20 protein-coding genes are annotated in these 21,737 nt (G+C 39.3%); 13 read left to right on the top strand and 7 right to left on the bottom strand.

From position 1 onward, the window contains the following. Positions 1 to 35: 35 nt before the first annotated feature. Both ABES02_RS09125 and ABES02_RS09120 read left to right on the top strand, forming a co-directional pair. On the top strand, positions 36 to 641 hold the full coding sequence (locus tag ABES02_RS09125) for a methyltransferase (protein WP_430133247.1): 606 nt from the start codon (positions 36 to 38) through the stop codon (positions 639 to 641). A 78-nt stretch (positions 642 to 719) separates the two neighbouring features. Next, positions 720 to 1,712 carry a DUF418 domain-containing protein gene (locus ABES02_RS09120; RefSeq protein ID WP_430133245.1) on the top strand — a complete coding sequence of 331 codons (993 nt, stop codon included), beginning with the start codon at positions 720 to 722 and terminating at the stop codon, positions 1,710 to 1,712. A 26-nt stretch (positions 1,713 to 1,738) separates the two neighbouring features. Here ABES02_RS09120 and ABES02_RS09115 read toward each other — a convergent pair whose 3' ends face one another. Then, the gene (locus tag ABES02_RS09115; protein WP_430133242.1) at positions 1,739 to 2,995 is read right to left on the bottom strand and encodes an ATP-binding protein; all 1,257 of its coding nucleotides are present in this window, start codon (positions 2,993 to 2,995) and stop codon (positions 1,739 to 1,741) included. Positions 2,996 to 3,233: 238 nt separating this feature from the next. Between ABES02_RS09115 and ABES02_RS09110 the strand changes: the two genes are divergently transcribed. Continuing rightward, complete coding sequence (locus ABES02_RS09110) at positions 3,234 to 4,694, top strand: PAS domain-containing sensor histidine kinase (protein ID WP_430133239.1); 1,461 nt, start codon at positions 3,234 to 3,236, stop codon at positions 4,692 to 4,694. Between the two features lie 69 nt (positions 4,695 to 4,763). Here the strand turns inward: ABES02_RS09110 and ABES02_RS09105 are convergent, their stop codons facing one another. The 3 genes from ABES02_RS09105 to ABES02_RS09095 all read right to left on the bottom strand — a co-directional run bounded on the left by ABES02_RS09105 (position 4,764) and on the right by ABES02_RS09095 (position 7,702). After that, a complete protein-coding gene (locus tag ABES02_RS09105) occupies positions 4,764 to 5,300 on the bottom strand; it encodes a ribonuclease H-like YkuK family protein (RefSeq protein ID WP_430133236.1) in 537 nt (178 codons plus the stop codon). 109 nt (positions 5,301 to 5,409) lie between these two features. Continuing rightward, positions 5,410 to 5,913, bottom strand: a complete 504-nt coding sequence (locus ABES02_RS09100) for a DinB family protein (RefSeq protein WP_430133233.1) — start codon at positions 5,911 to 5,913, stop codon at positions 5,410 to 5,412. A gap of 541 nt (positions 5,914 to 6,454) precedes the next feature. Then, the gene (locus ABES02_RS09095; protein WP_430133230.1) at positions 6,455 to 7,702 is read right to left on the bottom strand and encodes a GGDEF domain-containing protein; all 1,248 of its coding nucleotides are present in this window, start codon (positions 7,700 to 7,702) and stop codon (positions 6,455 to 6,457) included. Between the two features lie 515 nt (positions 7,703 to 8,217). On the opposite strand from ABES02_RS09095, the gene ABES02_RS09090 reads away from it, so the two are divergent. Beyond that, positions 8,218 to 8,688, top strand: a complete 471-nt coding sequence (locus ABES02_RS09090) for a nucleoside deaminase (RefSeq protein WP_430133227.1) — start codon at positions 8,218 to 8,220, stop codon at positions 8,686 to 8,688. 67 nt (positions 8,689 to 8,755) lie between these two features. Here ABES02_RS09090 and ABES02_RS09085 read toward each other — a convergent pair whose 3' ends face one another. Beyond that, positions 8,756 to 9,709, bottom strand: a complete 954-nt coding sequence (locus ABES02_RS09085) for an ABC transporter substrate-binding protein (protein WP_430133224.1) — start codon at positions 9,707 to 9,709, stop codon at positions 8,756 to 8,758. Positions 9,710 to 10,007: 298 nt separating this feature from the next. On the opposite strand from ABES02_RS09085, the gene ABES02_RS09080 reads away from it, so the two are divergent. The 4 genes from ABES02_RS09080 to ABES02_RS09065 are packed head-to-tail and all read left to right on the top strand — an operon-like array spanning position 10,008 to position 13,885. Continuing rightward, positions 10,008 to 11,021, top strand: coding sequence for a FecCD family ABC transporter permease (locus ABES02_RS09080; protein WP_430133511.1), 1,014 nt, complete (start codon positions 10,008 to 10,010; stop codon positions 11,019 to 11,021). Next, complete coding sequence (locus ABES02_RS09075) at positions 11,021 to 12,040, top strand: FecCD family ABC transporter permease (protein ID WP_430133221.1); 1,020 nt, start codon at positions 11,021 to 11,023, stop codon at positions 12,038 to 12,040. Before ABES02_RS09080 ends, ABES02_RS09075 begins: the two co-directional genes overlap by 1 nt. Before the next feature lie 13 nt (positions 12,041 to 12,053). After that, complete coding sequence (locus ABES02_RS09070; protein WP_430133218.1) at positions 12,054 to 12,878, top strand: ABC transporter ATP-binding protein; 825 nt, start codon at positions 12,054 to 12,056, stop codon at positions 12,876 to 12,878. Between the two features lie 8 nt (positions 12,879 to 12,886). Next, positions 12,887 to 13,885, top strand: a complete 999-nt coding sequence (locus ABES02_RS09065) for an NAD(P)/FAD-dependent oxidoreductase (RefSeq protein WP_430133216.1) — start codon at positions 12,887 to 12,889, stop codon at positions 13,883 to 13,885. A 133-nt stretch (positions 13,886 to 14,018) separates the two neighbouring features. Here ABES02_RS09065 and ABES02_RS09060 read toward each other — a convergent pair whose 3' ends face one another. Then, positions 14,019 to 15,221 (bottom strand): MFS transporter, encoded by a 1,203-nt coding sequence (locus ABES02_RS09060; protein ID WP_430133213.1) that lies wholly within the window; start codon positions 15,219 to 15,221, stop codon positions 14,019 to 14,021. Positions 15,222 to 15,531: 310 nt separating this feature from the next. Between ABES02_RS09060 and ABES02_RS09055 the strand changes: the two genes are divergently transcribed. Together ABES02_RS09055 and ABES02_RS09050 are read left to right on the top strand one after the other, a co-directional pair. Then, positions 15,532 to 16,923, top strand: a complete 1,392-nt coding sequence (locus ABES02_RS09055) for an alkaline phosphatase (protein ID WP_430133211.1) — start codon at positions 15,532 to 15,534, stop codon at positions 16,921 to 16,923. A gap of 77 nt (positions 16,924 to 17,000) precedes the next feature. Next, positions 17,001 to 17,651, top strand: coding sequence for a hypothetical protein (locus tag ABES02_RS09050; RefSeq protein ID WP_430133208.1), 651 nt, complete (start codon positions 17,001 to 17,003; stop codon positions 17,649 to 17,651). Positions 17,652 to 17,733: 82 nt separating this feature from the next. Here ABES02_RS09050 and ABES02_RS09045 read toward each other — a convergent pair whose 3' ends face one another. Next, positions 17,734 to 18,477 carry an IclR family transcriptional regulator gene (locus ABES02_RS09045; RefSeq protein WP_430133206.1) on the bottom strand — a complete coding sequence of 248 codons (744 nt, stop codon included), beginning with the start codon at positions 18,475 to 18,477 and terminating at the stop codon, positions 17,734 to 17,736. 140 nt (positions 18,478 to 18,617) lie between these two features. On the opposite strand from ABES02_RS09045, the gene ABES02_RS09040 reads away from it, so the two are divergent. From ABES02_RS09040 to ABES02_RS09030, 3 genes are read left to right on the top strand one after another with little or no spacing between them, the layout of a single operon-like run. After that, positions 18,618 to 19,484: a dimethylarginine dimethylaminohydrolase family protein gene (locus ABES02_RS09040; RefSeq protein ID WP_430133204.1), complete on the top strand. Its 867-nt coding sequence runs from the start codon at positions 18,618 to 18,620 to the stop codon at positions 19,482 to 19,484. 18 nt (positions 19,485 to 19,502) lie between these two features. Then, positions 19,503 to 20,264, top strand: a complete 762-nt coding sequence (locus tag ABES02_RS09035; protein WP_430133200.1) for a dimethylarginine dimethylaminohydrolase family protein — start codon at positions 19,503 to 19,505, stop codon at positions 20,262 to 20,264. Positions 20,265 to 20,307: 43 nt separating this feature from the next. Beyond that, a complete protein-coding gene (locus ABES02_RS09030; protein ID WP_430133198.1) occupies positions 20,308 to 21,708 on the top strand; it encodes an amino acid permease in 1,401 nt (466 codons plus the stop codon). Positions 21,709 to 21,737 lie beyond the last annotated feature (29 nt).

Genomic DNA, 21,737 nt, shown 5'->3' with positions numbered 1-21,737 from the left:
TTTAGATGTTTATTATGAGTACACAGGGGTCATCAATGAAAGAACATTATTACGACAAATTGTTTAATATAAAAACGAAAGAATTTCAAAAGGATTTCCATAAATCCCTCCATTATCATCGGTATGAGCCAACCCCGTATAGTGCATTAGAAGTGCTTTTTCATCATTACAAATTGAAAAGCAGCGATTATATTGTGGATTTTGGCTGTGGAAAAGGCCGTTTGAATTTTTTTATCCATTATCTATTTCGGGCCCATGTTCTTGGAGTGGAAATGGATGAGACACTTTTTCAAAAGGCGATTGAAAATCGACAAAGTTATGTGAGGAGATATAAAGGAAAGGATCAAATTCACTTTGAGTGCTGTTTGGCAGAGGAGTACCAGATTAATCCACTAGATAACCGTTTTTATTTTTTTAATCCATTTTCGATTCAAGTTTTCCGTAATATTGTTAATAACATATTGCGTTCTGTGGAAAAAGCAGACCGGGAAATAGAGTTGGTTTTATATTATCCTTCTGAGGAATATATTTATTTTTTAGAAAATCAGACTGCCTTTGAAATGATTCTGGAGATCAAATTACCACATGTATATGAACAGAATGCCAATGAGAGATTTTTAATCTATCGATTAGAATATTAGGAGATCGTTTGTTAAGTATTGTTTGCAGATATTATACAGAACGAGTATGGGTGTTAGGTACAGTATAAGGAGAATGTGATGGAATTAAGTAATCGGATTGTTACGCTTGATTATTTACGGGGATTTGCTCTTATGGGAATCATTCTGGTGAACATTGTTCCTTTGCTGTCCATAACCCCGCCGGAGCCTAGTTCCCTGAATGCTTCCTATTGGAAGTTTCTCTATTTTTTTGTAGAAGGCCGTTTTTACACCATATTTACCTTTCTGTTTGGCGTGGGATTTTACCTTTTTATCAGCAGGGCTAACGCCAAAGGGAAAAACGGCTATGTTTTGTTTTTACGGAGAATTTTGGCGTTGTTTATCTTTGGCTTAATCCATGTACAGTTTCAGCAAGGGGAAGCTTTATCGATTTATGCTATTTGCGGACTTTTTATTTTACCATTTTACAAAGCAAATAAAATCATGAACCTCGTATTTGGAACCGTCATGCTATTTGTTTTAAGCATCTTTTCGAACAAAATATTCATGGTCGTGCCGCTCATGTTATTAGGAATCGCCGCAGGACAGTTTCAGGTGTTTGAACGAATTTCTTACCGTTTGAAAATGACCGTTATTTTTACAATCATACTGTTTGTTTTAAGTGGATTGGGATTGATTTATCAATATCAGTATTTACCGTTTTCAATAGAAACGTATAACTTAGAGATGCAAAGGTTCTTAAGTATTGGAATCACAATTGGTCCCATTGTTTCGGCTTTTTATATTGGCTTTTTTATTTTACTGTTACAATTTCCAATTGTCCGCAAGGTTCTTTCCCCTTTAAAAAGCTACGGTAGGATGGCGCTGACAAACTACGTTACGCAGACAGCCCTTATATTAATGGCTGGGAATGTCTTAAATGCATATCATCGAATCACGTATATTCAGTCTCTTTTGCTGTGTATCGTTATCTATACGATCCAGATTCTTTTTAGCATCTTGTGGCTGCGTTCTTTTCGATTTGGTCCACTTGAATGGATTTGGCGGATTGTGACTTATCTTGAAGTACCGTCCATACGGATAAAAGAATGAGGTCAGTTTCTTTAAGAGAAACCGCCTCATTTTTTTAAATGTAGTAATGGTAAAACAATTTTAACAACCGTCCCTTTATCAATTTCACTTTCATATTCTATTGACCCGTTCAGTTCTCGGATGATTTTGTTGGTAACCATACTACCTAAACCAGTTCCTTTTGACTTGGTGGTATAAAAAGGCAGGCCTATCTGTTTTAACTGTTCAGGAGACATCCCCTTACCGCTGTCCTTTATTCTAATCTTAACCGTGTCTTTGAGCACGTCGGCATTTAAATCGATCTGAATGGTTCCTTTTTTGGGTATGGACTCAATTCCATTTTTGATTACATTCATAAGAGCTTGTTTTAAATGGTGCTCATCCCCATACACATAAAATTTATCATTATTTTCATAATCAATGATGACATTTGAATAGGAAGCAAGGGGTCTCAGTAATTGGACACAATCACTTATCACAGCATTAAGTGAAATAGCTGATAGCTGAAAGGGTTCTGGCTTGGCCACTTTTAAATAGTTGGTAATAATACTGTTGGTTCGATCTAATTCTTCCATAATTAAAGGAGAGAATTTTTTTAATTGTTCATCGCTGGTATCTGCACTTAAGTATTGGATAAATCCTCTAACAGTTGAGAGGGGATTTCTTATTTCGTGTGCGATTGAAGCTGTAAGTTGACCAATCATATTCAACTTATCGAGATAAACCATCTCCTCAAACTGCTTGTTTATTTTTATCAAGTGCTCAATCAGGAAGATTAAGGAAATAGTAGTTAGATAAAAAGCAATAAAGTAAACAAAGTAAAAAGCAAGATCTAAAATATGGACAGTAAAAAACAGGATTAAAATATAGACAATAAAATAACAAATTACAATTAGTGACCCAGCGACTAACTTAGACTTTGCTTTAAGAAAAATGTCTCTTAGTACAAAAGCAATTAGGAAAGAGGCAAGGGAAACCGTGATTCCGATGAAGAAGAATTTCCCTCCAATTACATAGCGAAAAATGCACGCACATACTAAAGCTATGCCTCCTGGTACCCACCCGCCATACAGAGTTAAGATAATGATGGCACACATCCTTAAATCAAAATGCGTCTCGCCTAGGGTTTCAATAGGATAAAACATGCAAAAAAGTGCCCCAATTGAACCGATTAAACCATAATTCAATTTTTGCTTTAAAGACAGAGGAATCTTCGTTTGAAACGGAAAAAATAGGTTTGCATTAAAGGTAAAAGAAAATAATAACGTGATGTTAACCAATAGTGGTTTGATTAGAGTAATCAAGAGATATCCTCCAAATAAATAATTGTAACAATTCCATATTTATCCTTCCCCCAAACGAAAATAAAATTTCATAGCATCATCAGAAAACCAAAAAGTGTCCTCTTGAGGAGGACAAAAAGGGTGAATTTGTCTTTTTGTGGTGCCTGTCACCATAAAAAAATCTCTTTTCTTTACCGAAAAATTCTGTAAAATGAAGAATGAATGGAAGAGAATATTTGATGTGTTTGGAGAGATCTCTATGTTGAAGAGTTTTCAAATTTTTGGGGAAGCAAATGAATCTGCAATTTATAATCCTGATGAGTTAATCGATTTGTTTCTTGACTGTACAGCGGATGGAATTTGTTTAGTTGATATGGACAATCGATTTATTCGCGTAAACCGTATGTATACCAAAATATTCGGGTATACGGAGGAAGAAATTATTGGCAAGAGATTCACCGAATTTCCGAATCCTGACATAGTGAACGAAATAATAAATGCCGTCAAACTCGGAAAAGCCTTCCATAATATCGTTACACAGCGTTTCCATAAAGATGGAAGCGTTCTTGATATCGCTGTATCCTATTCTCCCTTTCGAAATTCAAAAGGAGAAATAATCGCCATAATGGCTATTTATCGGGATGTTACGGAGCATTTGAATATTGAGAGAGAACTGAAAAAAACCCGCGAACTATATAAATTAATCACGGAAAATACCACTGATATGATAAAGGTATATTCGAAAGATAAAAAGATTATCTATGCGTCACCTTCTCATGAGAAAGCGATTGGTTACACCCCAGAGCAATTAGTAGGCAAGGATGTTTACGATATTATCCCACCTGAAGAAATAGCACGTTTTGAAACCATGGTTCAAAATCTAATCAAAACGGGTGAACCGCAGTTGTTTCAAATAAGGATTAATACTGGTGATAACGATGTCATCTATTCTGAGACCAATATTTCGCCAATTTTTAATGAGAGAAATGAAGTTGATTCATTTGTGGCAGTTGGAAGGAACATTACGGACAGGGTAAAAAACGATGATGCGCTTCGGAATTTAGACCGCCTATCGATTATTGGCCAATTGGCTGCGGGTGTTGCTCATGAAATCCGGAATCCATTGACTTCATTAAAAGGTTTTTCAAAACTATTAAAAAGTACAAATGTGAAAGAGAAGCAAGAACACTACCTAGCTATTATTATGAACGAACTAGACCGGATTGATATGATTGTGAATGAGTTTATGTCACTGGCAAAACCTCAGGCCATCCAATTTGAAAAGGAAAATTTAATCTCTATTTTGGATAGCACAATAAATGTTCTTCATCCTCAGGCCTTACTTCATAATGTTCAAATCAAGAAAGTGTATCCAATCAATGATATTAAATTACTTTGCAGCCCGCACCAATTAAAGCAAGTATTTGTCAATTTCCTTAAGAATGCTATAGAGTCGATGACAATCGGGGGAAATGTCCAAATTGAAGTTCAAAAAATAGAGAACAATCGAGTACAGGTAAGTTTTAGAGATGAAGGTGTTGGTATAGATTCTGAGCTAATGGGTTTTTTGGGAACTCCATTCTATACCACAAAAGATAAAGGAATCGGGCTTGGTCTAACCGTCAGTAATAAAATTATCCAAGAACATAATGGTATTATGAAAATCGAAAGTCAGCCTGGTGTTGGGACGATAGTCAAAGTAGAGTTAGAGTGTATATAAAAAATGGTGTCAGGCACTGCTCGTGGACAAATGTCCATCTACGGTGCCTGACACCTTATTTTTGTATGCCTATTTTGTGTAGCGATTTGCATAGCTTGAGGCTACAAAGGCGTCCGGTTTGATTTTCGGCTCTACCCCCATGGATTCGATTCGTGTGACCATTTCCTTTACAAATTCACTGGTCTTGTTGCGTTTACCGGCGCCGATATCGATATGACCTTCCATTGTAAAGGTTGCCCCTTGATAAAGAAAGGGGAGGACAATGTTAATCAAATCATTTTTTCTTTCTTCCGTAAACAGGGAGACAATTTCCTCTGTTAAAGAAAGCTCAAGGGATATCCGTTCATGTAAATGCGTCATTTTTCTAGGAACAATCACCTTTCTAATGCAAGCCCATACACCATTTCCCTCATTTTGAATCACTATTCCAGTTATAAAGATAGTCTGGGATCTATGAACCTGAGAATCTGTTCCAACCATTAAACGGTAATTCCCATTCGGGTTAATCTTCATGAATTCAATAATTCGATCAAAGACCTGTTCAAACGACATCCCATTTTCCTGAAGGTTTTGAAACGAATGATGATTAGTTTGGGACTTTTTCATTTAAAGCACCACATCTTTCCCTTCCAATCAGAAAGTTTTTGTTTCGGTTCTTATTCCTATCATATGGGAAGGAATTTATAGTCGTGCAAGACGATTAAGACAATTTATATCAACTAATTTGCGATTTGATTTCATTGATTTGTTCAATGTGCCGTTGTTCGTGCAAATAGATTAGTTCAATCCATTGAATAAGGGGGAGTACGCCAAAGAGAGGATGCTTTGCTGATTTTTCACGTAATATGGAATCATCTTCAATTTTATTTAGAACGTTCAACAGCATCGTCCTTGATTCCTTAAGCATATTGTGGATGTGATGAATTTCAAATGGTTCTTCACTTGGAATGACAAAAGGGGGTGCGTCTATCTTCTGGGAACGGTCAGAAATACGGTCAAGCGGTTGTCGCCCTACCTTTGGATTATCCTTTTGTTTCAGTGCATAATTAATCCCATGTACGAATGATTTTTCCGCTAAATATAGGTGATGACATACTTGGGCAACGCTCCACGTATCACTACCTAACGCAGTATTTAATTCTTCAAAACTGAGTGAGGTAATTTCATTTACTAACTGCTTCCTCGTTTCCACTAAATTTCCATGAATAATTTGATTCATAAACAATCTCCCTTCGATCATTAAATGTCCATATAGATTCCCTACTGTGTTATATTCGGTTCCTTGGAAAATATTCCTTTTAATAAGGATGTAGGGCGCTTATATTGGACATTTGTGCGTGATCAATGAATGGTAAAACAATAAGTACTTTTGTTTCAAAAACAATTATATGCCTATCAATCTTTATGCCTGTTCAACATTAGATAAAGAAACGAGAATTTTTTTGGATAGGGATGGATGGAAATGGCGAAGAGAAACCGGGGAAAAACTATCAGCTACCTGCCTTCGAACGGCCGGGGGACATGCCCATTATGCGGCAGAACAAGAATAAAACTCCTATACCCACACACAACAGAAACAAACGAAAAAATCAAAGTCTGCAAATACTGCCGCGAAAAAAAATATTAAATAGTCTGCTGGCAGTCTGATATATTTGGATGTCCACCCCATATGGACAAAATTAAAATAATGTCTTTTTGTGGTGCCTGACACTATCACCATCGACAATATAAAAAAAGTGGTCTAACCTATGACAAACAGGTTAGACCACTTCTTTGTTTAGAAAGCCGTTAATGACGGATACTTTGTTTCTTCCTAGTTGTTTTGATTGGAGCATGAGTTCATCGGCGAGGATATAGCCTTTTTCCATTGAGATGTTTTCGTTTACTTTGTAGTAATAGAGCCCAAATGAGGCTGTATATGAAATGGCGGTCTTTTCTCCTGTATACTCCACTTGAACGGAATTGTTGGCAATTCCCTCTAGCATCCTATTCACCAAGAACATCGTCTCTTCAAAATTTCTCTTTCTCAGGCAGAGAGTAAATTCTTCTCCACCACTTCTGAACAGAAAATCATTTTCATCCAGATAGCTTTTTAAAGTTGTGGCAAAGTGCTGGATAACCTTATCGCCCACAGCGTGATTGTAGCTGTCGTTAATACTTTTAAATTTATCAATATCGGCCACGACAATTCCAACACTTTCCCCAGTTTGGTTGAGTTCAGCCATCTTATTATCCATAAAGGTTCGGTTGAATACTCCAGTCAGAAAGTCTGTATAAGCCATTTGTTCGAACTTGTCCCGCTCAACCTTGTTTTGAATACTTTGAGATTTTGAGTAGAAGGAGCGGCTTACAATATAATTCAAAATAAATACGATAATCAGCATTTCCCACTGTTTATCTTGGAGAAAAATGAAAAGCATCCCATTCGATATAGCCACTTTTCCATAGTCGAGAAGGCTAATCCCTCTAAAAATAAAATCGATTCCCTCTTTGAAGGATTTTAATTCTCCTAATATTACAAATACAATCACCATAAAGGTACCTGAAAGATAGGAAGAAATACAGACTAATAGATACATTAAAATCCAAAAGCCAAATGGGAGCGATTGAAAACTCTCGTGAAAATGCTGAAATAAGAAATAGGCAATTGAGTTGGTGATAACAAAGCATCCAATATTATAGAATGTATCCGATAATTCATTTGGGTCTGCAATTTTTGTCCATTTACGGTAAGCGAAAACGGTAAAACGATAAATAGTCTCAAATAGTAGCAATCCTAATGGTGCTGCAAATAGTACCAATGATAAATCATAGTTAATTCCATATTCAATATTTGTACTTCCATTTTTATAAAATACCCGCAGGCGAAAATATAAGATAGAAAAAAACCAGAATATAATAATGGTTTTAATGTAAAAGGAGTTTATGGACAGAGCATCGGATGAACCAAAAGCTATGGCCAATGCTATAAAAAATAACGAAAAGTCGTATAACCTAGCCTTCAGCATGATCGTTCAAGTCCCTCCATCAAATGTCTTCAAAAAGCTCTAAAATTATTGTCCAAAAACATATTTTTAAGCAAAATTAACCTATAATACCATTGTACAAAATTTCAGACATATACGAACTAATTTTTATTGGAAATTTAAAATAATAATGAATCGTCTCATAGTAAAGCAGTTATCTAATGGCTAGTAAAGGCAGATTGGTTAATCCTTTAAAAGTAGTTTTTTATTTGTTGGATCGGTTAAACTAGTCTGTTGATTTCCGCTCCAGGCGCGAGCGGTTCGCGGGCGTGCCGGGGAGCCTCCTCGTCGCTTCGCTCCTGCGGGGTCTCCCCTGCCCCGTACTCCCGCAGGAGTCTTCGCGCCTTCCGCTCCAATCAACGAGCTTAGAAAATCAACAATGTTCTTTAACATAGCCTATTTGTGTTAAAACCTTTTTTAAGATGAATTCTTAATTCTTTTTCGCGAAATAGATTAATAACTTAAGGTAAAAGGATAAGTAATTTAGGGGGTGGATTATGAGAGAAGAAGATTTAATGAAAATGGCGGTAGATATTGCTTATGAAAATGTGATTTCAAACAGCGGAGGTCCATTTGGAGCCATTATCGTAAAAAACGGGAAAATTATTGGAGTGGGTAAGAATCAAGTAACGTCAACTAATGACCCTACTGCACATGCCGAGATACAAGCTATTCGGGCTGCATGTCAGTATTTGGATAGCTTTCAATTGACTGATTGTGAACTGTATACAAGCTGCGAGCCATGTCCCATGTGTTTGGGAGCTATCTATTGGTCGAGACTGAAGACCATCTATTATAACTGTACAAAAAAGGATGCCGCACAAATAGGATTTGACGATCAATTTATTTATGATCAATTAGCCTTACCAATGGAAAAACGCAGTATCCCAATGATCGAATTACTCCCCAACAGCACTAACTCTCCATTCGAAGCCTGGAAAGTTTCCAATCAAAAGAAGGAATATTAAAAGGTGTCAGGCACCGTCCGTGGACTTTTGTCCACGAGTGGTGCCTGACACCTTTTTTACGTTTTTCCTATTTAGTTAAGGCTTTAACAACTTCATCGGCTGTTTTTTCACTTGCGATGAGTCCGTTGATGGTCCAATTCGTCGGGTCGTTTATTTCGTAAACATGACCGTTTTTGACAGCGTCGAGTCCATTCCAGATAGAGCTCTTGGCTAAAATGTCTAATCCGGTTTCGCCTTTTTTGCTCACAAGAAAGATGTGATCAGCTTTGATTTCTGGTAATTTTTCTAAAGCAATCGGGTCCCACTGTACAGAGGCTGGACCTAGATTTTCTACGAATGCAGGCTGTTTAATACCTAAATCCTTATAAAGGACGTTTGCACTAAAACGATTGTTTTCCATGAGATAAAATTTATCGGCCATGACCCAAATGATGGCCGCTGTTTCATCACCAATCGAGTCATGAATTTTTGTTTTAGCGTCTGAAACTTTTGTATCATATTTGGCAAGCGCGTCCTTGGCCTCTTTTTGTTTATTTAAAATTTCACCCATTTGCGTAAGCTGTTTCCGCCAATCGGCACTAACCTCGTCCTTAAACACGTAAGTTGGAGCTACCTTTTTATATTCTTCATATTGTCCTTTTTGTATTGCTGAAGGAGAACTGAAAATAATTAAATCTGGTGTGTTGCTGATTGTCTGTTCGAGTGGAAGATCCCAGCTGATTTTTGGGACATCCTTTAATTCTGGCTGCAAATAATCTAATACTGTATCCCCAATCGACCATTGTGCAGCAGGTTTAACTCCTAATGCAACTAAGGAATCCTCTAAATAGGGAGCGATAATTCGCTTTGGATTTGCTGGAATGGTGACTTCTCCCATGGCATCAGTTAATTTAACTTCTACATTTTTATTTTCTGTCTTCGTGCTCTCATCTGTTTTATCAGAATTAGAATTACTACAAGCAGTTATCAAAAATAACATCAGTAATAATGAAAAAGATATATAAAGGCGTTTTTTTAACATGGTTTTTCCTCCTAAGGCAGTGTTTACCTGTGTTAATGCAAATGATAATCATTTTCAACGCGATAGTCAATAACCTAATTCTTAAAATTTGTGAATAGATTTTGAAGGAATTTTCTGGAACCTGCTTTTTACCTATATACATATTGAAAAATCAAGGGCTCCTCTTTATACTTAATGATAATGATTATCATTATTTTTATTCCAGCGAAATATTTTATATAGCAAACCTCGTCTTTTTATCGAGAAAGGGTGTTCATGTTTGAACGAAAATGCCATACAACAAGAAGGAAACTCCTTAATAAATCCCACTTCGCTAAGAACATCCATTAAAGGAACCATAATATTATTAATTGGTGTTTTATTAATCTTGTTTTCAATGGGTTTATCAATCTCTTACGGTGCTGCAGATATAAAGCTTTCAACCGTTTGGGAAGCTGTCAGCCGATTTAATCCAAATGTGGCCCCCCATCAAATCATTCAAGAAATCCGCATGCCAAGAGCCATTAGTGCAGTGTTGGTAGGTGCATTACTTGCGGTATCTGGTGCTGTCATGCAAGGTTTGACCCGGAATCCGCTCGCTTCTCCTTCGATTATGGGAGTGACAGATGGTGCTGCATTTGCGTTAGTCATCACTCTTGCATTTTTCCCAGCAGCAACCATTTTAAGTCTTACTTTTTCTTCCTTAGTGGGAGCAGGACTTGGCGTAATCCTTGTGTTTACGATTGGTGCTTTTTCAAAAGGAGGTCTGACTCCAGTAAAACTAGCACTTGCCGGAGTTGCCGTTGGATCGATGCTGAATGCCATATCGAATGCCATTGCTCTCCATTTTCAAGTGGCTAAGGATATGAGCTTTTGGTATGCAGGTGGATTGACGTCCACTAATTGGGGCTCCGTTAAAATTTTACTTATCGCGGGCGGGCTTGGGCTGCTGCTTGCCATGTTTATTTCACGCTCGATTACGATTCTAAGCCTTGGGGAAGAAGTGTCAAAAGGACTTGGACAAAATACACTTTTAGTAAAATCCCTTGGAGTCATCGTTGTCCTAGTCTTGACAGGAGCAGCGGTGTCGATAGCAGGCGCAATTGGATTTATTGGTCTAGTAATCCCACACATTACCCGGTTTATTATCGGATCGGATTACCGATGGATAATTCCTATTTCAGCCGTATTAGGCGGACTGTTATTAGTTCTTGCTGATATTGCTGCAAGAATGGTAAATGCCCCGTTTGAAACACCAGTTGGAGCAATTACAGCCATCATCGGTGTTCCCTTTTTCTTATACCTGGCACGCAGGGAAAGGAGAGGGTTGTAATGAATGTACTAAAAGTTAAACAAAATAAGTTTATCGCAACCATCTGCATTTTAACCTTGTTAACAGTTTTCCTATTTATCATAAGTTTGAATTTAGGGGTTATCCGAATCGGACCACTTGATGTGTTTAAGACATTAGTTGGGCAGGGGACGGCTCGTGACCAACTGGTATTGGTGGATTTCCGTCTGCCCAGAATGGTTTTATCCTTATTAATTGGTGCAGGGTTAGCCGTAGCTGGAGCCATTCTCCAGGGCGTATCAAAAAATGATTTGGCTGACCCTGGTATCTTGGGAATTAATACAGGTGCAGGTTTCTCGGTCATTCTTTTTATTTATTTTTTTCAGGGCTCCATGAATAGTGTAAGTACGTTAGGTACATTCTTAATGCCGCTTTTTGCCTTTGTTGGAGCGGGAATAGCGGCACTTCTGATTTACGTTTTAGCGTGGAAAAAAGGGATAGACCCTGTGCGGTTAATTTTAGTCGGCATAGGAGTTAATTCCGGCTTTGGCGCTGCGATTGTTATTTTTCAATTAAAAATGAATCCTCAGGACTTTATGCAGGCGGCAGTCTGGCTCTCCGGAGATATATGGGGTGCAAATTGGAAAATGGTTAGTGTGCTGGCGCCATTAATTCTGTTGCTTCTTCCTTTCGCGATCTATAAAGGGCATATCTTAAATCTGTTACATTTAGGTGACCAGGTGGCAACCGGACTCGGAATCAGGGTAGAAAAAGAGAGACGGCAATTGCTTCTCGTTGCCGTGGGGCTTGCAGGATTCAGTGTCGCTGCAGGAGGAGGAATTGCCTTTCTTGGACTGGTGGCTCCACATATTGCGAAGCGATTAATCGGACCAAGGCACCAACTGCTGCTTCCAGTTACAGCATTATTAGGTTCCTTCTTAGTGCTGTTGGCAGACACGATTGGTAAAAATCTGCTCGCACCAACGCAAATTCCGGTTGGCATTGTCGTGGCGGTATTTAGTGCTCCGTATTTTATTTATTTACTAATGAAAGCAAAATAAAGGGGGAAATGATATGGTTTCTCTTTCTACTGAAGATTTACAGATTGGCTATGGAGATAAAATTATAGTAGAAAAGTTGAATTTGAAGATTAATAAAGGGGAAATCACCACCATTATCGGGGCAAATGGCTGCGGGAAATCGACTATTTTAAAAACAATTGCCCGTGTTCACCCTGCAAAATCTGGTTCTGTCTATCTCGATGGAAAAATGATTCATAAAATCCCGACAAAGGAAATTGCCAAGAAGATGGCCGTTTTACCGCAAAGCCCTGAGGCACCAAGTGGTTTAACCGTTTATGAGTTAATTTCATTCGGACGATCCCCGCATCAAAACAGCTTTGGAAGACTTTCTCATGAAGATAAAAAGGTGATTGAGTGGTCTTTGGATGTGACAGGATTATCAACACTAGCCAACCAACCGGTTGATGCTCTTTCAGGAGGACAGCGGCAGCGTGCCTGGATTGCCATGGCTATTGCACAAGAAACGGACTTATTGCTGCTAGATGAACCAACTACTTATCTGGATTTGGCCCATCAGCTGGAGATTTTGCAACTGTTGGAAAAATTAAATAGAGAAGAAGGAAGAACGATTGTGATGGTTATTCATGACCTTAATCTTGCAGCCCGTTTTTCTCATTATATGGTATCCCTTCGCGGAGGAAAGTTGGTTAAAGAGGGGACAGCTGAAGAAGTGATGACCCACGAAGTATTAAAAGAAGTTTTTCAAATTGATGCGGAAATTGTAAAAGACCCAAGGACGAAAAAGCCGGTATGTCTTTCCTATGATTTAATACAAAAAGAACAAGCTACAGAAAACCGAAAAGTAGTGAATTTCTAGAAGTGCGAATGGATGGGGAAAAGATGAAACTATACGATGTGACCATCATCGGCGGAGGCCCGATTGGCCTATTCACCGCATTTTATTGTGGAATGAGAGAATTAGAAACAAAGATTATTGAATATTTGCCGTTTCTAGGAGGAAAGGTTTCCTATTTCTATCCGGAAAAGACAATCCGGGATATTGGCGGAATTCCTGCCATTTCGGGCGAGAATTTGATTCGACAGTTAGAATCACAAGCCCGAACCTTCGACCCAACCATTGTCATGAATCAGCAAGTGGTTGGATTAGAAAAATTACCCGACGGAACGTTTCTTTTAACTAGCCACAATGGGGAAAAACATCATACTAGAACAATTATTTTAGCCACCGGATTCGGTGCGTTGAAAAGTTCGAGACTGGACCTTAAGGATGAGGAGAAATATGAGGGGCGGAACCTGCATTATACGGTAGAATCCCTAAAACACTTCGAGGGCAAGCACGTGTTAATCTCCGGTGGTGGTAATTCTGCTCTGGATTGGGCAAATGAGTTGCTGCCAATCGCTAGACACGTAACAGTTGTCCATCGCCGCAATGAATTTTCAGGATTGGAGCGGTATATTACTACTTTGAGAAACTCCACGGCGACCATCTTGACCCCATATGTGATAGAGAAACTTCATGGGGAAAATGCTCGACTTACTAGTGTGAGTGTTAAAAACATGGAAACAGAACAGGTCCAAGTCATCCAGGTGGACGATGTGCTTGTTAACCACGGTTTTTCAATCGATTTAGGCCCAATCAAGAAATGGGGCCTGGAATTCGAAAAAGGCAGTATCAAAGTGGACGAGTTTATGCAGACCAATATCGAAGGAATCTTTGCTGCAGGCGACATTGCCAGCTATCAAAATAAACTGCACCTAATCGCAGGCGGATTCTGTGAAGGCCCCACAGCCGTTAACAGCGTAAAAGCCTATATCGAGCCAGAAAAAGAACTAAAACCCATCTATTCCACCACCCATTTTTAAAGTAGGGTGTCAGTAGGGTGACAGGCACCGTTCGTGGACATTTGTCTTCTGGTGGTGGACATCATAAAGAAGGCACCATCCCCGAATAAAGAAGGCACCATCCCACTTTATTCGGGGATGGTGCCTTTTCTGTTTATTTTTCTTGTTGAACTGTTCGGGTTTGTGTGTGTTTGTACCTTGTATAAAAGATAGTGGTTATGATGATCGATAGACCTCCAAAAAGAACACACATGAGCTGTAGGCCAATCATATCCAGCAGGAAGCCGCTAATGAGTAAGACAATCTGAAAGCTTATTCTGTCAAGCATGTTTCGGAAGGAAAAAAATCGACCGTGAAAATCCTTTGGCACACTTGTTTGAAAAATGGTGGCTGCAGTTGGGAAAAAGCAGCCCACTGAAAAGCCAAATAACAAAAATGCTGCAATGGTTACTACAGGAAGTTCAGCTAAATAGAGCAAAAACTGAGACAATCCCACCATAAATGAACAAGCAAACAAAATGATATAAGGGGATACCTTGTCACTGATTTGTTTAATGAAGAGAGCACCAACCATAAAGGAGGTTCCTTCCGCGGTGTATATCCAGCCTTTAATGGCCGAACTATCCTGTATTTCACTGATATTTATGACCATAAGATTAAAGCTGCCAAGAAATAGAACGGGTACCAGTGTCATGATGAGAGTCATGGAGACAATGGGCAGCCCTTTAATAATGGGAAAAACATCTTTAAAACTCGTTTGTTCTAAAGTACTTTTCATAGCTTGCTGCATGCCTTTGCTCTCATCAATATCTAAGAAAAAAGTAAGGATAAACAGACCAATATACGCTGCTAGTGAGCTAACGTAGAGCATGGATAGCGGCATAATAACCAGCAATAATCCTGCCAGTGCTGTTCCAATAATCCGTGAAAGGGTCGAGACATTCATATGAACTCCATTCAATCGGAGCAAATCCTTATCAGCGACCACAAGCGGAAGGGCTGCCTGCAGGGCAGGAAAATAGAAAGCAGCAGAAATTTGAAGCAGGACTAGAAAAACAACCATCCACCAAATGGAACCCGTTGCAATGGCAATAAGCATAAACACAACACTGACAGCCCTCACAAACCCAGCTATCAGCATAACCTTTTTCTTACTTGATTGATCGGTAAGTCTGCCTGCATATGGCCCAACCGCTATTCCCGCAAGAAGTCCTCCGGCTAAAAGGAGGGATTTTAAGAAATCCGAGGGAAGCTTCGCCTGCATGAATTCCAAATTACCAATGACTCCTAGCCATAGACCAAGACCAGCGATAAATTCCCCTGTTAATAAAATCCAAATATTTCTATTTTTCCACATAAGTTCGCCTTTCGAAATAAAATGATTTCCCTATAAAAGATACAACAATATGCCTGATATTAAAAGAAAAAGATGACAATTTCTAATTGTTAGATTTTTGTAAAGAAAATATGAAGAAAAGCAGGAATTTAGATGGATAAAGAATCCAATAATAAACGAAATATAAGCAGTTTTTTCAAATAGGCTTAGTAGAAATAGGAATAATTAACCATTATATAAGATTATCACATTTACAATTATTTACATTTACTTAAAATAACCCATCTATAATGAGAACCGTACTAAAACTTTATCTGAGGGGGAGAGCAAATTGTTTAAGAAAAAACTGGTGAAAAAGATTCTTCCATTAGCGATGGTCTCTACGGTAGTTCTTGCGGGTGTAGAAGGAGCGGGTGCTGCGAAGGCACAGACGAATAAAACCGCAAACAACAATGCAGAGATTAAAAACGTTATTTTTTTAATTGGCGATGGAATGGGTGTTTCCTATACCTCAGCCTACCGTTATTTAAAGGACAATCCAGCAACAAAGTTTGTTGAATCAACTGAATTTGATAAATACCTCGTCGGGCAGCAAACTACATACCCAGAGGATCCGGCGCAAAATGTAACAGATTCGGCCTCTGCAGCAACGGCTATGGCAGCAGGTGTAAAAACGTACAATGCCGCGATTGCGGTTGACAATGATAAAGCAGAAGTGAAAACCGTGCTTGAAGCTGCGAAGGAACAGGGAAAAGCCACTGGACTTGTCGCGACATCGGAAATCACCCATGCTACCCCAGCTTCCTTTGGCTCACATGATGTTAATCGAAACAACATGAATGCGATTGCTGATGATTATTATGATGAAATGGTGAACGGAAAGCACAAGATTGATGTCCTTCTTGGCGGCGGATCTGATTTATTTATCCGTAAAGACCGTAACCTTGTCGAAGAATTCAAAAAGGACGGCTACAGCTCCGTTTCAAACCTTCAAGAATTGAAAAAGGACAAAAATGACCAGGTGCTCGGACTTTTTGCTAAGCGCGGCATGCCGAAAATGATTGACCGGACAGAGGAAATCCCTTCACTTGCAGATATGACCGCTTCAGCAATCGAACGCTTAAATCAGAATAAACAAGGTTTCTTCTTGATGGTGGAAGGAAGCCAAATCGACTGGGCCGGCCACGATAACGATATCGTCGGTGCCATGAGCGAAATGGAGGATTTCGAAAAAGCCTTCAAAGCTGCGATTGATTTTGCGAAAAAAGATGGTCATACGCTGGTAGTAGCAACAGCGGACCATTCCACTGGAGGTTACTCGATTGGTGCTCGCGGCGAATATAACTGGTTCAGTGCTCCAATTCAAGCTGCCAAGCGTACACCGGATTTTATGGCTGAGCAAATTGCGGGCGGTGCCGATGTGAGAGCAACCTTGACCAAATATCTAGATCTTCCTTTAACTGATAAAGAAATTCAGTCCGTAAAGGATGTTGCTGCTTCCAAAAGGGTTGTAGATATCGATAATGCTATTGAACAAATTATCGACACTCGTTCATTCACTGGCTGGACCACAGGCGGTCATACGGGTGAGGATGTTAATGTTTATGCATTTGGTCCTGCCCGCGAGCGTTTTGCCGGCCAAATCGATAATACGGATAATGCAAAAATCATTTTTGATATTCTTGAAAAAGGCAACCAAAAGACTGTAATTGATGATAAGTAATATTTCATCCCGCTCGCTTCCTTTTGGAGCGGGATTTCTTCTAATATAGCCTTTCTACTAGATGGGGGGAATCAAAGTTGAAAAAGGCATTTATAATAATTTCATTTGTTTATCTACTTGCAGGCTGTTCATTATCTTCCATTCAACCTATTCCGAAAGCAGAGCAAACCCGCGAAACAAAGATTTCGGAGGCGGAACATGACGCTTACTATAACAATCCGCAGGTAACGGACGATTCTACTTTACAAAAGCCAGGGCAGACGGTTACGGACGAAAAAGGGGAAGCCACCCTAAAAGCGGTGAAGCAGCTCAATCAGGTTTATCATATAGGCGATATCGAATACACGATCAGAGAGGTAAAACTTCTCCATTACCGACCGGATTACAGCCTAATTGATTATTTCCATCCTTTAACGGAAGAAGAAGAATTTGATTTTATTAAAATAAGCGTAGATATTAAAAATCTATCAATAGAGAAACGGAACTTTGCCCCAATCGCCTTATTTGAAACAAACACCGGCGTGAAGGCAGACTGGAATCAAGATATGTATCTTGAGCATCTTAACGGAGTTTTAGAAGGAAAGGACAGCAAACGTGGCAGCCTAGGATTCATTGTAAATGAAACAAAAAATCAAAAGATAGAATGGATCAAAATCCTAACAAGCGATGTCTATAACGAAAAACAAGAAAGACTCGAAGAAGCACAAACAATCAAAATTAATTTTTAACGGGTGACAGGCACCACTCGTGGACAATTGTCCACGAGTGGTGCCTGTCACCTTTTAGAAAAAAGAAGTTAGAGGACCACCGCTAACTTCTTTTTCTCCCTAGTTTAGTAGAAATACGCATTCCATATTCCAGCACTTTATTTTTCAAAAAGCTTTCCCGTTCCTCAGTCACATTAAAGCTAACATACCCGATACTGATGGCACCAATCAGGTAATTGGAATGGTCAAAGATTGGGGCAGCAACAGATGAAGTGCCTTTTGTTTTTTCTCCGTGACTTTCCGCAAATCCATCGCTTCGAATCTTGTTCAGTATTTGTAAAAATGCCTCTTTTTCTTCCTCCACAGAAACCAACTTTTTGACGATTTTTAAAATCTCATTTTTAGGCATATGGGCTAACATGGCTTTATTAGCGGCACCAATATTCAATGGGATGCGTATTCCAAGCTGGTCGTAAATTCGGATGGGATTATGCGGGCAGTCAATTCTTTCAACAATTAACGATTCCAGACCAATCGGTTTACTAAAATAAACACTCTCCCCGCATTCATGCATCAGTGCCTCCATTTCAGGGCGGATAAGCCCGACAAAATCAAAGGTATCATACATCTGCAAGCCATACTCCAACCAAGCATTCCCCATTGAATAAAGCTTTGTGCCCGCCTCCTGCTGAATCAGCCCATGCTGCATCATTGAATGTAATAAACGGTGCATCGTGCTGACAGGCAGGCCGCATTCCTTTGATAAATCGGTAATGGATTTCCAGTTCTTCGTGTCGTTTCCAGCAAGAACTTTAATCACTTGCATGGCTCGGTCAATCGTTTGCATCATATCATCCCCAAAAAATATTTTTCAGTAAATTCTAAATTTATTGACATGGAAAAATAGCTGCATTAATATCATAAATATAACTTTTCCACTTATAAGAATTATATTCCACTATGCGGAAAAACGGAAGGGGGAATTTCATGTTAGCATCGATGTATAAAAAGCTAAACAGTGTGATCATCAAGCATCCGAAAGACGCTTTTCTCAATCAGGAGCATTTAAATAAGGAATGGAAGAGATACAACTATATTAGCGAGCCTGATTTTTCAAAGGCGGAGCAGGAGTATGAACAATTTCTCTCTATTCTGAACAAACATGTTGAGAAAATTGAGTATTTACCAGCAACTGAAAGTGTTGGTTTAGATTCGCTGTTTGCCCATGATCCCGTTAAATTTACGAAAAAAGGCGCAATTATTTTAAAATCAGGAAAAAAATTACGTCAGTCTGAGGCCGCGGTCTATAAAAATTTTTTAATAGAAAAAAAGATTCCTATATTAGGTGAGCTAACGGGTGAGGCGGTAGCTGACGGGGGAGACCTTGTATGGCTCGATGATCGCACTCTATTAATTGGCCGAGGCTATCGAACGAACGATGAGGCAATTGAACAAATCAAGGAAATGACGAAGGACTTAGTCGAGGAATGTATCGTGGTCCAGCTCCCGCATGATCAGGGGGAAGACGAATGTCTTCATCTCATGTCGTTTATTAGTATCGTCGACGATAATCTGGCGGTTGTTTATTCGCGTTTAATGCCGGTATTCCTTCGTCAGCTGTTAATTAAGCGCGGTTATCAGCTCATTGAAGTACCAGACGAAGAATATCACAAGCTCGGCTGCAATGTTCTTGCCTTAGCACCTCGAGTATGTGTGATGGTTTTTGGAAGCTCTTCCACAAAGGAAAAATTGGAAGAGGCTGGGGCAACCGTTTATGAGTATGAAGGCAATGAGATTTCTTATTTAGGAACAGGCGGACCGACATGCCTTACATGTCCAGTGATCCGCGTCTAATAAAAGGAGGAAATAATCATGTTTAAAAACACAATTGTCAAAACACCTGGAGAGAGTTACATCAACGGCTTAACGACATCCGATTTAGGTACACCTATTTTGGAAAAAGCTTTAGAGCAGCACGCTGCCTATATTGAAGCATTGAAAAAATGTGGAACAGAAGTAACAGTCCTTCCAAGTAATGATCAATTTCCGGATTCAACCTTCGTAGAGGATACCGCTGTCCTAACGCCTAATTTTGCTGTCATTTCAAATCCTGGAGCCTTAACCCGTAATGGAGAAATCGATGAAATGAAGTCGGCAATCAAGTCCTTCTATGAAAATATCTATTATATTAAAGCACCAGGGACACTGGATGGCGGAGATATATTGCAAATTGAAGATCATTTCTATATTGGTATCTCAGCTCGCACAAACAAGGAGGGTGCCGAGCAATTAAAAGCAATTTTAGAATTAGAGAACTACCAGGCAACGATTGTTCAGTTGGAGGAATTCTTTCATTTAAAAACTGGAATCGCCTACTTAGGCAATCAGACCATTGTCGTTGCCGGGGAATTCATCGATCATCCAGATTTCAATTCTTATAAAAAAATAATTGTCCCGCCTGAAGAGGAATACGCAGCCAACTGTATCCAGGTAAATGATTTTGTCATCATTCCGGCTGGGTATCCAATTACAAAACAAAACCTAAACGAGGCTGGCTATCAAACAATTGAACTAGAAATGTCAGAATTCCGTAAATTGGATGGTGGATTAAGCTGTTTGTCACTGCGTTTTTAAGAGGATTTTAGGTTCTGCCAAAATATAAGGGGTGTGAGAAGGTATGGTCGAACAAGGGGAGCAGCAAAATCAGTTAAACCGATCCATGAAACGCAGACATTTGTTTATGCTTTCGTTAGGGGGAGTCATTGGAACGGGTCTGTTTTTAAACGCTGGTTATACCATCAATCAGGCAGGGGCGGGCGGAGCATTAATCGGGTATTTATTTGGGGGTATCATTTTATACCTTGTCATGGTGTGCCTAGGGGAACTAGCGGTCCATATGCCTGTAACGGGTTCGTTTCAAACGTATGCTAGTAAGTTTATTAGTCCATCTGCTGGATTTTCGCTTGGATGGATGTATTTCATTGGATCTGCAACAACGGCAGGCGTAGAATTTACCGCCGCAGGAATATTGATGAAACGCTGGTTTCCAGACATATCAGTTTGGGTGTGGTGCGCCATTTTCATCGCCTTGCTTTTTGTGCTCAATGCCCTCACGACAAGGGGATTTGCTGAGGCAGAATATTGGTTTGCTGGGATTAAAGTAGTAGCTGTTATTTTCTTTATCATTATTGGTTTTGGCGCCATCTTTGGGGTTATTCCATTGGAAGGTCGCCCGGCTCCCTTTTTAGAGAATTTGGCTCCATCTGGGTTGTTTCCAGCGGGGTTTGTCATACTTTTTGTGACCATGATGAACGTTATCTTTTCCTATCAAGGGTCAGAATTGATTGGTATTGCAGCGGGTGAAAGTGAAGAGCCGCAAAAGAATATTCCTCGTGCCATCCGAAACGTCCTTATTAGAATTATCGTCTTTTATTTAGCTTCGATTGTCATTTTATCGGCGATTTTTCCAAATAAAGAACTGGGGTTATTGGAAAGTCCATTTGTGACCTTGATGGATTTAGCAGGGATTCCATTTGCACCAGATATTATGAACTTTGTCATCCTGACAGCTATTCTTTCGGTAGGAAACTCTTGTATTTATGCATCGACTCGGTTGCTTTGGGCGATGGCGCATGATGGAATGGCACCGAAGGTATTTGGAAAACTGTCAAATCGGAAAGTTCCTTTCACAGCCTTGGTGTTTACGATGATCTTTTCTCTTTTATCCTTGTTAACAAGCGTAATTGCAGCAGACACGGTATTTGTCTTACTGATGTCAATTGCAGGTATTTCCGTTACGATTTCTTGGATAGGGATCGCTCTTTCCCAGCTGATGTTCCGAAGAAAATATCTGCAAATGGGCGGGAAATTAGAGGAATTACAATACAAGGTTCCGTTTTATCCATTAATCCCGATAGTTTGTATCGTATTCTGCGTGTCAATCTTACTATTCCTTGCCTTCGACCCAACCCAGCTAGTTGGTTTACTAGTAGGATTAGGATTCTTGGTGGTTTGCTTTATTTTCTACCATTTCAAGAATAAGAAAAACACCGAAGTAAACATAAAAACAGGCCTTTAACTAACACTATCACACTATTAAAAGGGGTT

This window comes from Neobacillus pocheonensis (assembly GCF_050477905.1).
Lineage (GTDB): Bacteria > Bacillota > Bacilli > Bacillales > Cytobacillaceae > Neobacillus > Neobacillus pocheonensis_A.
Note: the sequence above shows the minus strand (reverse complement) of the source record. Positions and strands in the feature narration are given on the sequence as shown.

Excerpts from the sequence above, each read along its gene's own strand:
- ABES02_RS09120 (WP_430133245.1), top strand. The coding sequence starts at position 720 with ATGGAATTAAGTAATCGGATTGTTACGCTTGATTATTTACGGGGATTT.
- ABES02_RS09070 (WP_430133218.1), top strand. The coding sequence starts at position 12,054 with ATGGTTTCTCTTTCTACTGAAGATTTACAGATTGGCTATGGAGATAAA.
- ABES02_RS09065 (WP_430133216.1), top strand. The coding sequence starts at position 12,887 with ATGGATGGGGAAAAGATGAAACTATACGATGTGACCATCATCGGCGGA.
- ABES02_RS09060 (WP_430133213.1), bottom strand. The coding sequence starts at position 15,221 with ATGTGGAAAAATAGAAATATTTGGATTTTATTAACAGGGGAATTTATC.
- ABES02_RS09110 (WP_430133239.1), top strand. The coding sequence starts at position 3,234 with ATGTTGAAGAGTTTTCAAATTTTTGGGGAAGCAAATGAATCTGCAATT.
- ABES02_RS09095 (WP_430133230.1), bottom strand. The coding sequence starts at position 7,702 with ATGCTGAAGGCTAGGTTATACGACTTTTCGTTATTTTTTATAGCATTG.
- ABES02_RS09040 (WP_430133204.1), top strand. The coding sequence starts at position 18,618 with ATGTTAGCATCGATGTATAAAAAGCTAAACAGTGTGATCATCAAGCAT.
- ABES02_RS09100 (WP_430133233.1), bottom strand. The coding sequence starts at position 5,913 with ATGAATCAAATTATTCATGGAAATTTAGTGGAAACGAGGAAGCAGTTA.
- ABES02_RS09030 (WP_430133198.1), top strand. The coding sequence starts at position 20,308 with ATGGTCGAACAAGGGGAGCAGCAAAATCAGTTAAACCGATCCATGAAA.
- ABES02_RS09090 (WP_430133227.1), top strand. The coding sequence starts at position 8,218 with ATGAGAGAAGAAGATTTAATGAAAATGGCGGTAGATATTGCTTATGAA.
- ABES02_RS09075 (WP_430133221.1), top strand. The coding sequence starts at position 11,021 with ATGAATGTACTAAAAGTTAAACAAAATAAGTTTATCGCAACCATCTGC.
- ABES02_RS09105 (WP_430133236.1), bottom strand. The coding sequence starts at position 5,300 with ATGAAAAAGTCCCAAACTAATCATCATTCGTTTCAAAACCTTCAGGAA.
- ABES02_RS09125 (WP_430133247.1), top strand. The coding sequence starts at position 36 with ATGAAAGAACATTATTACGACAAATTGTTTAATATAAAAACGAAAGAA.
- ABES02_RS09035 (WP_430133200.1), top strand. The coding sequence starts at position 19,503 with ATGTTTAAAAACACAATTGTCAAAACACCTGGAGAGAGTTACATCAAC.
- ABES02_RS09045 (WP_430133206.1), bottom strand. The coding sequence starts at position 18,477 with ATGCAAACGATTGACCGAGCCATGCAAGTGATTAAAGTTCTTGCTGGA.
- ABES02_RS09085 (WP_430133224.1), bottom strand. The coding sequence starts at position 9,709 with ATGTTAAAAAAACGCCTTTATATATCTTTTTCATTATTACTGATGTTA.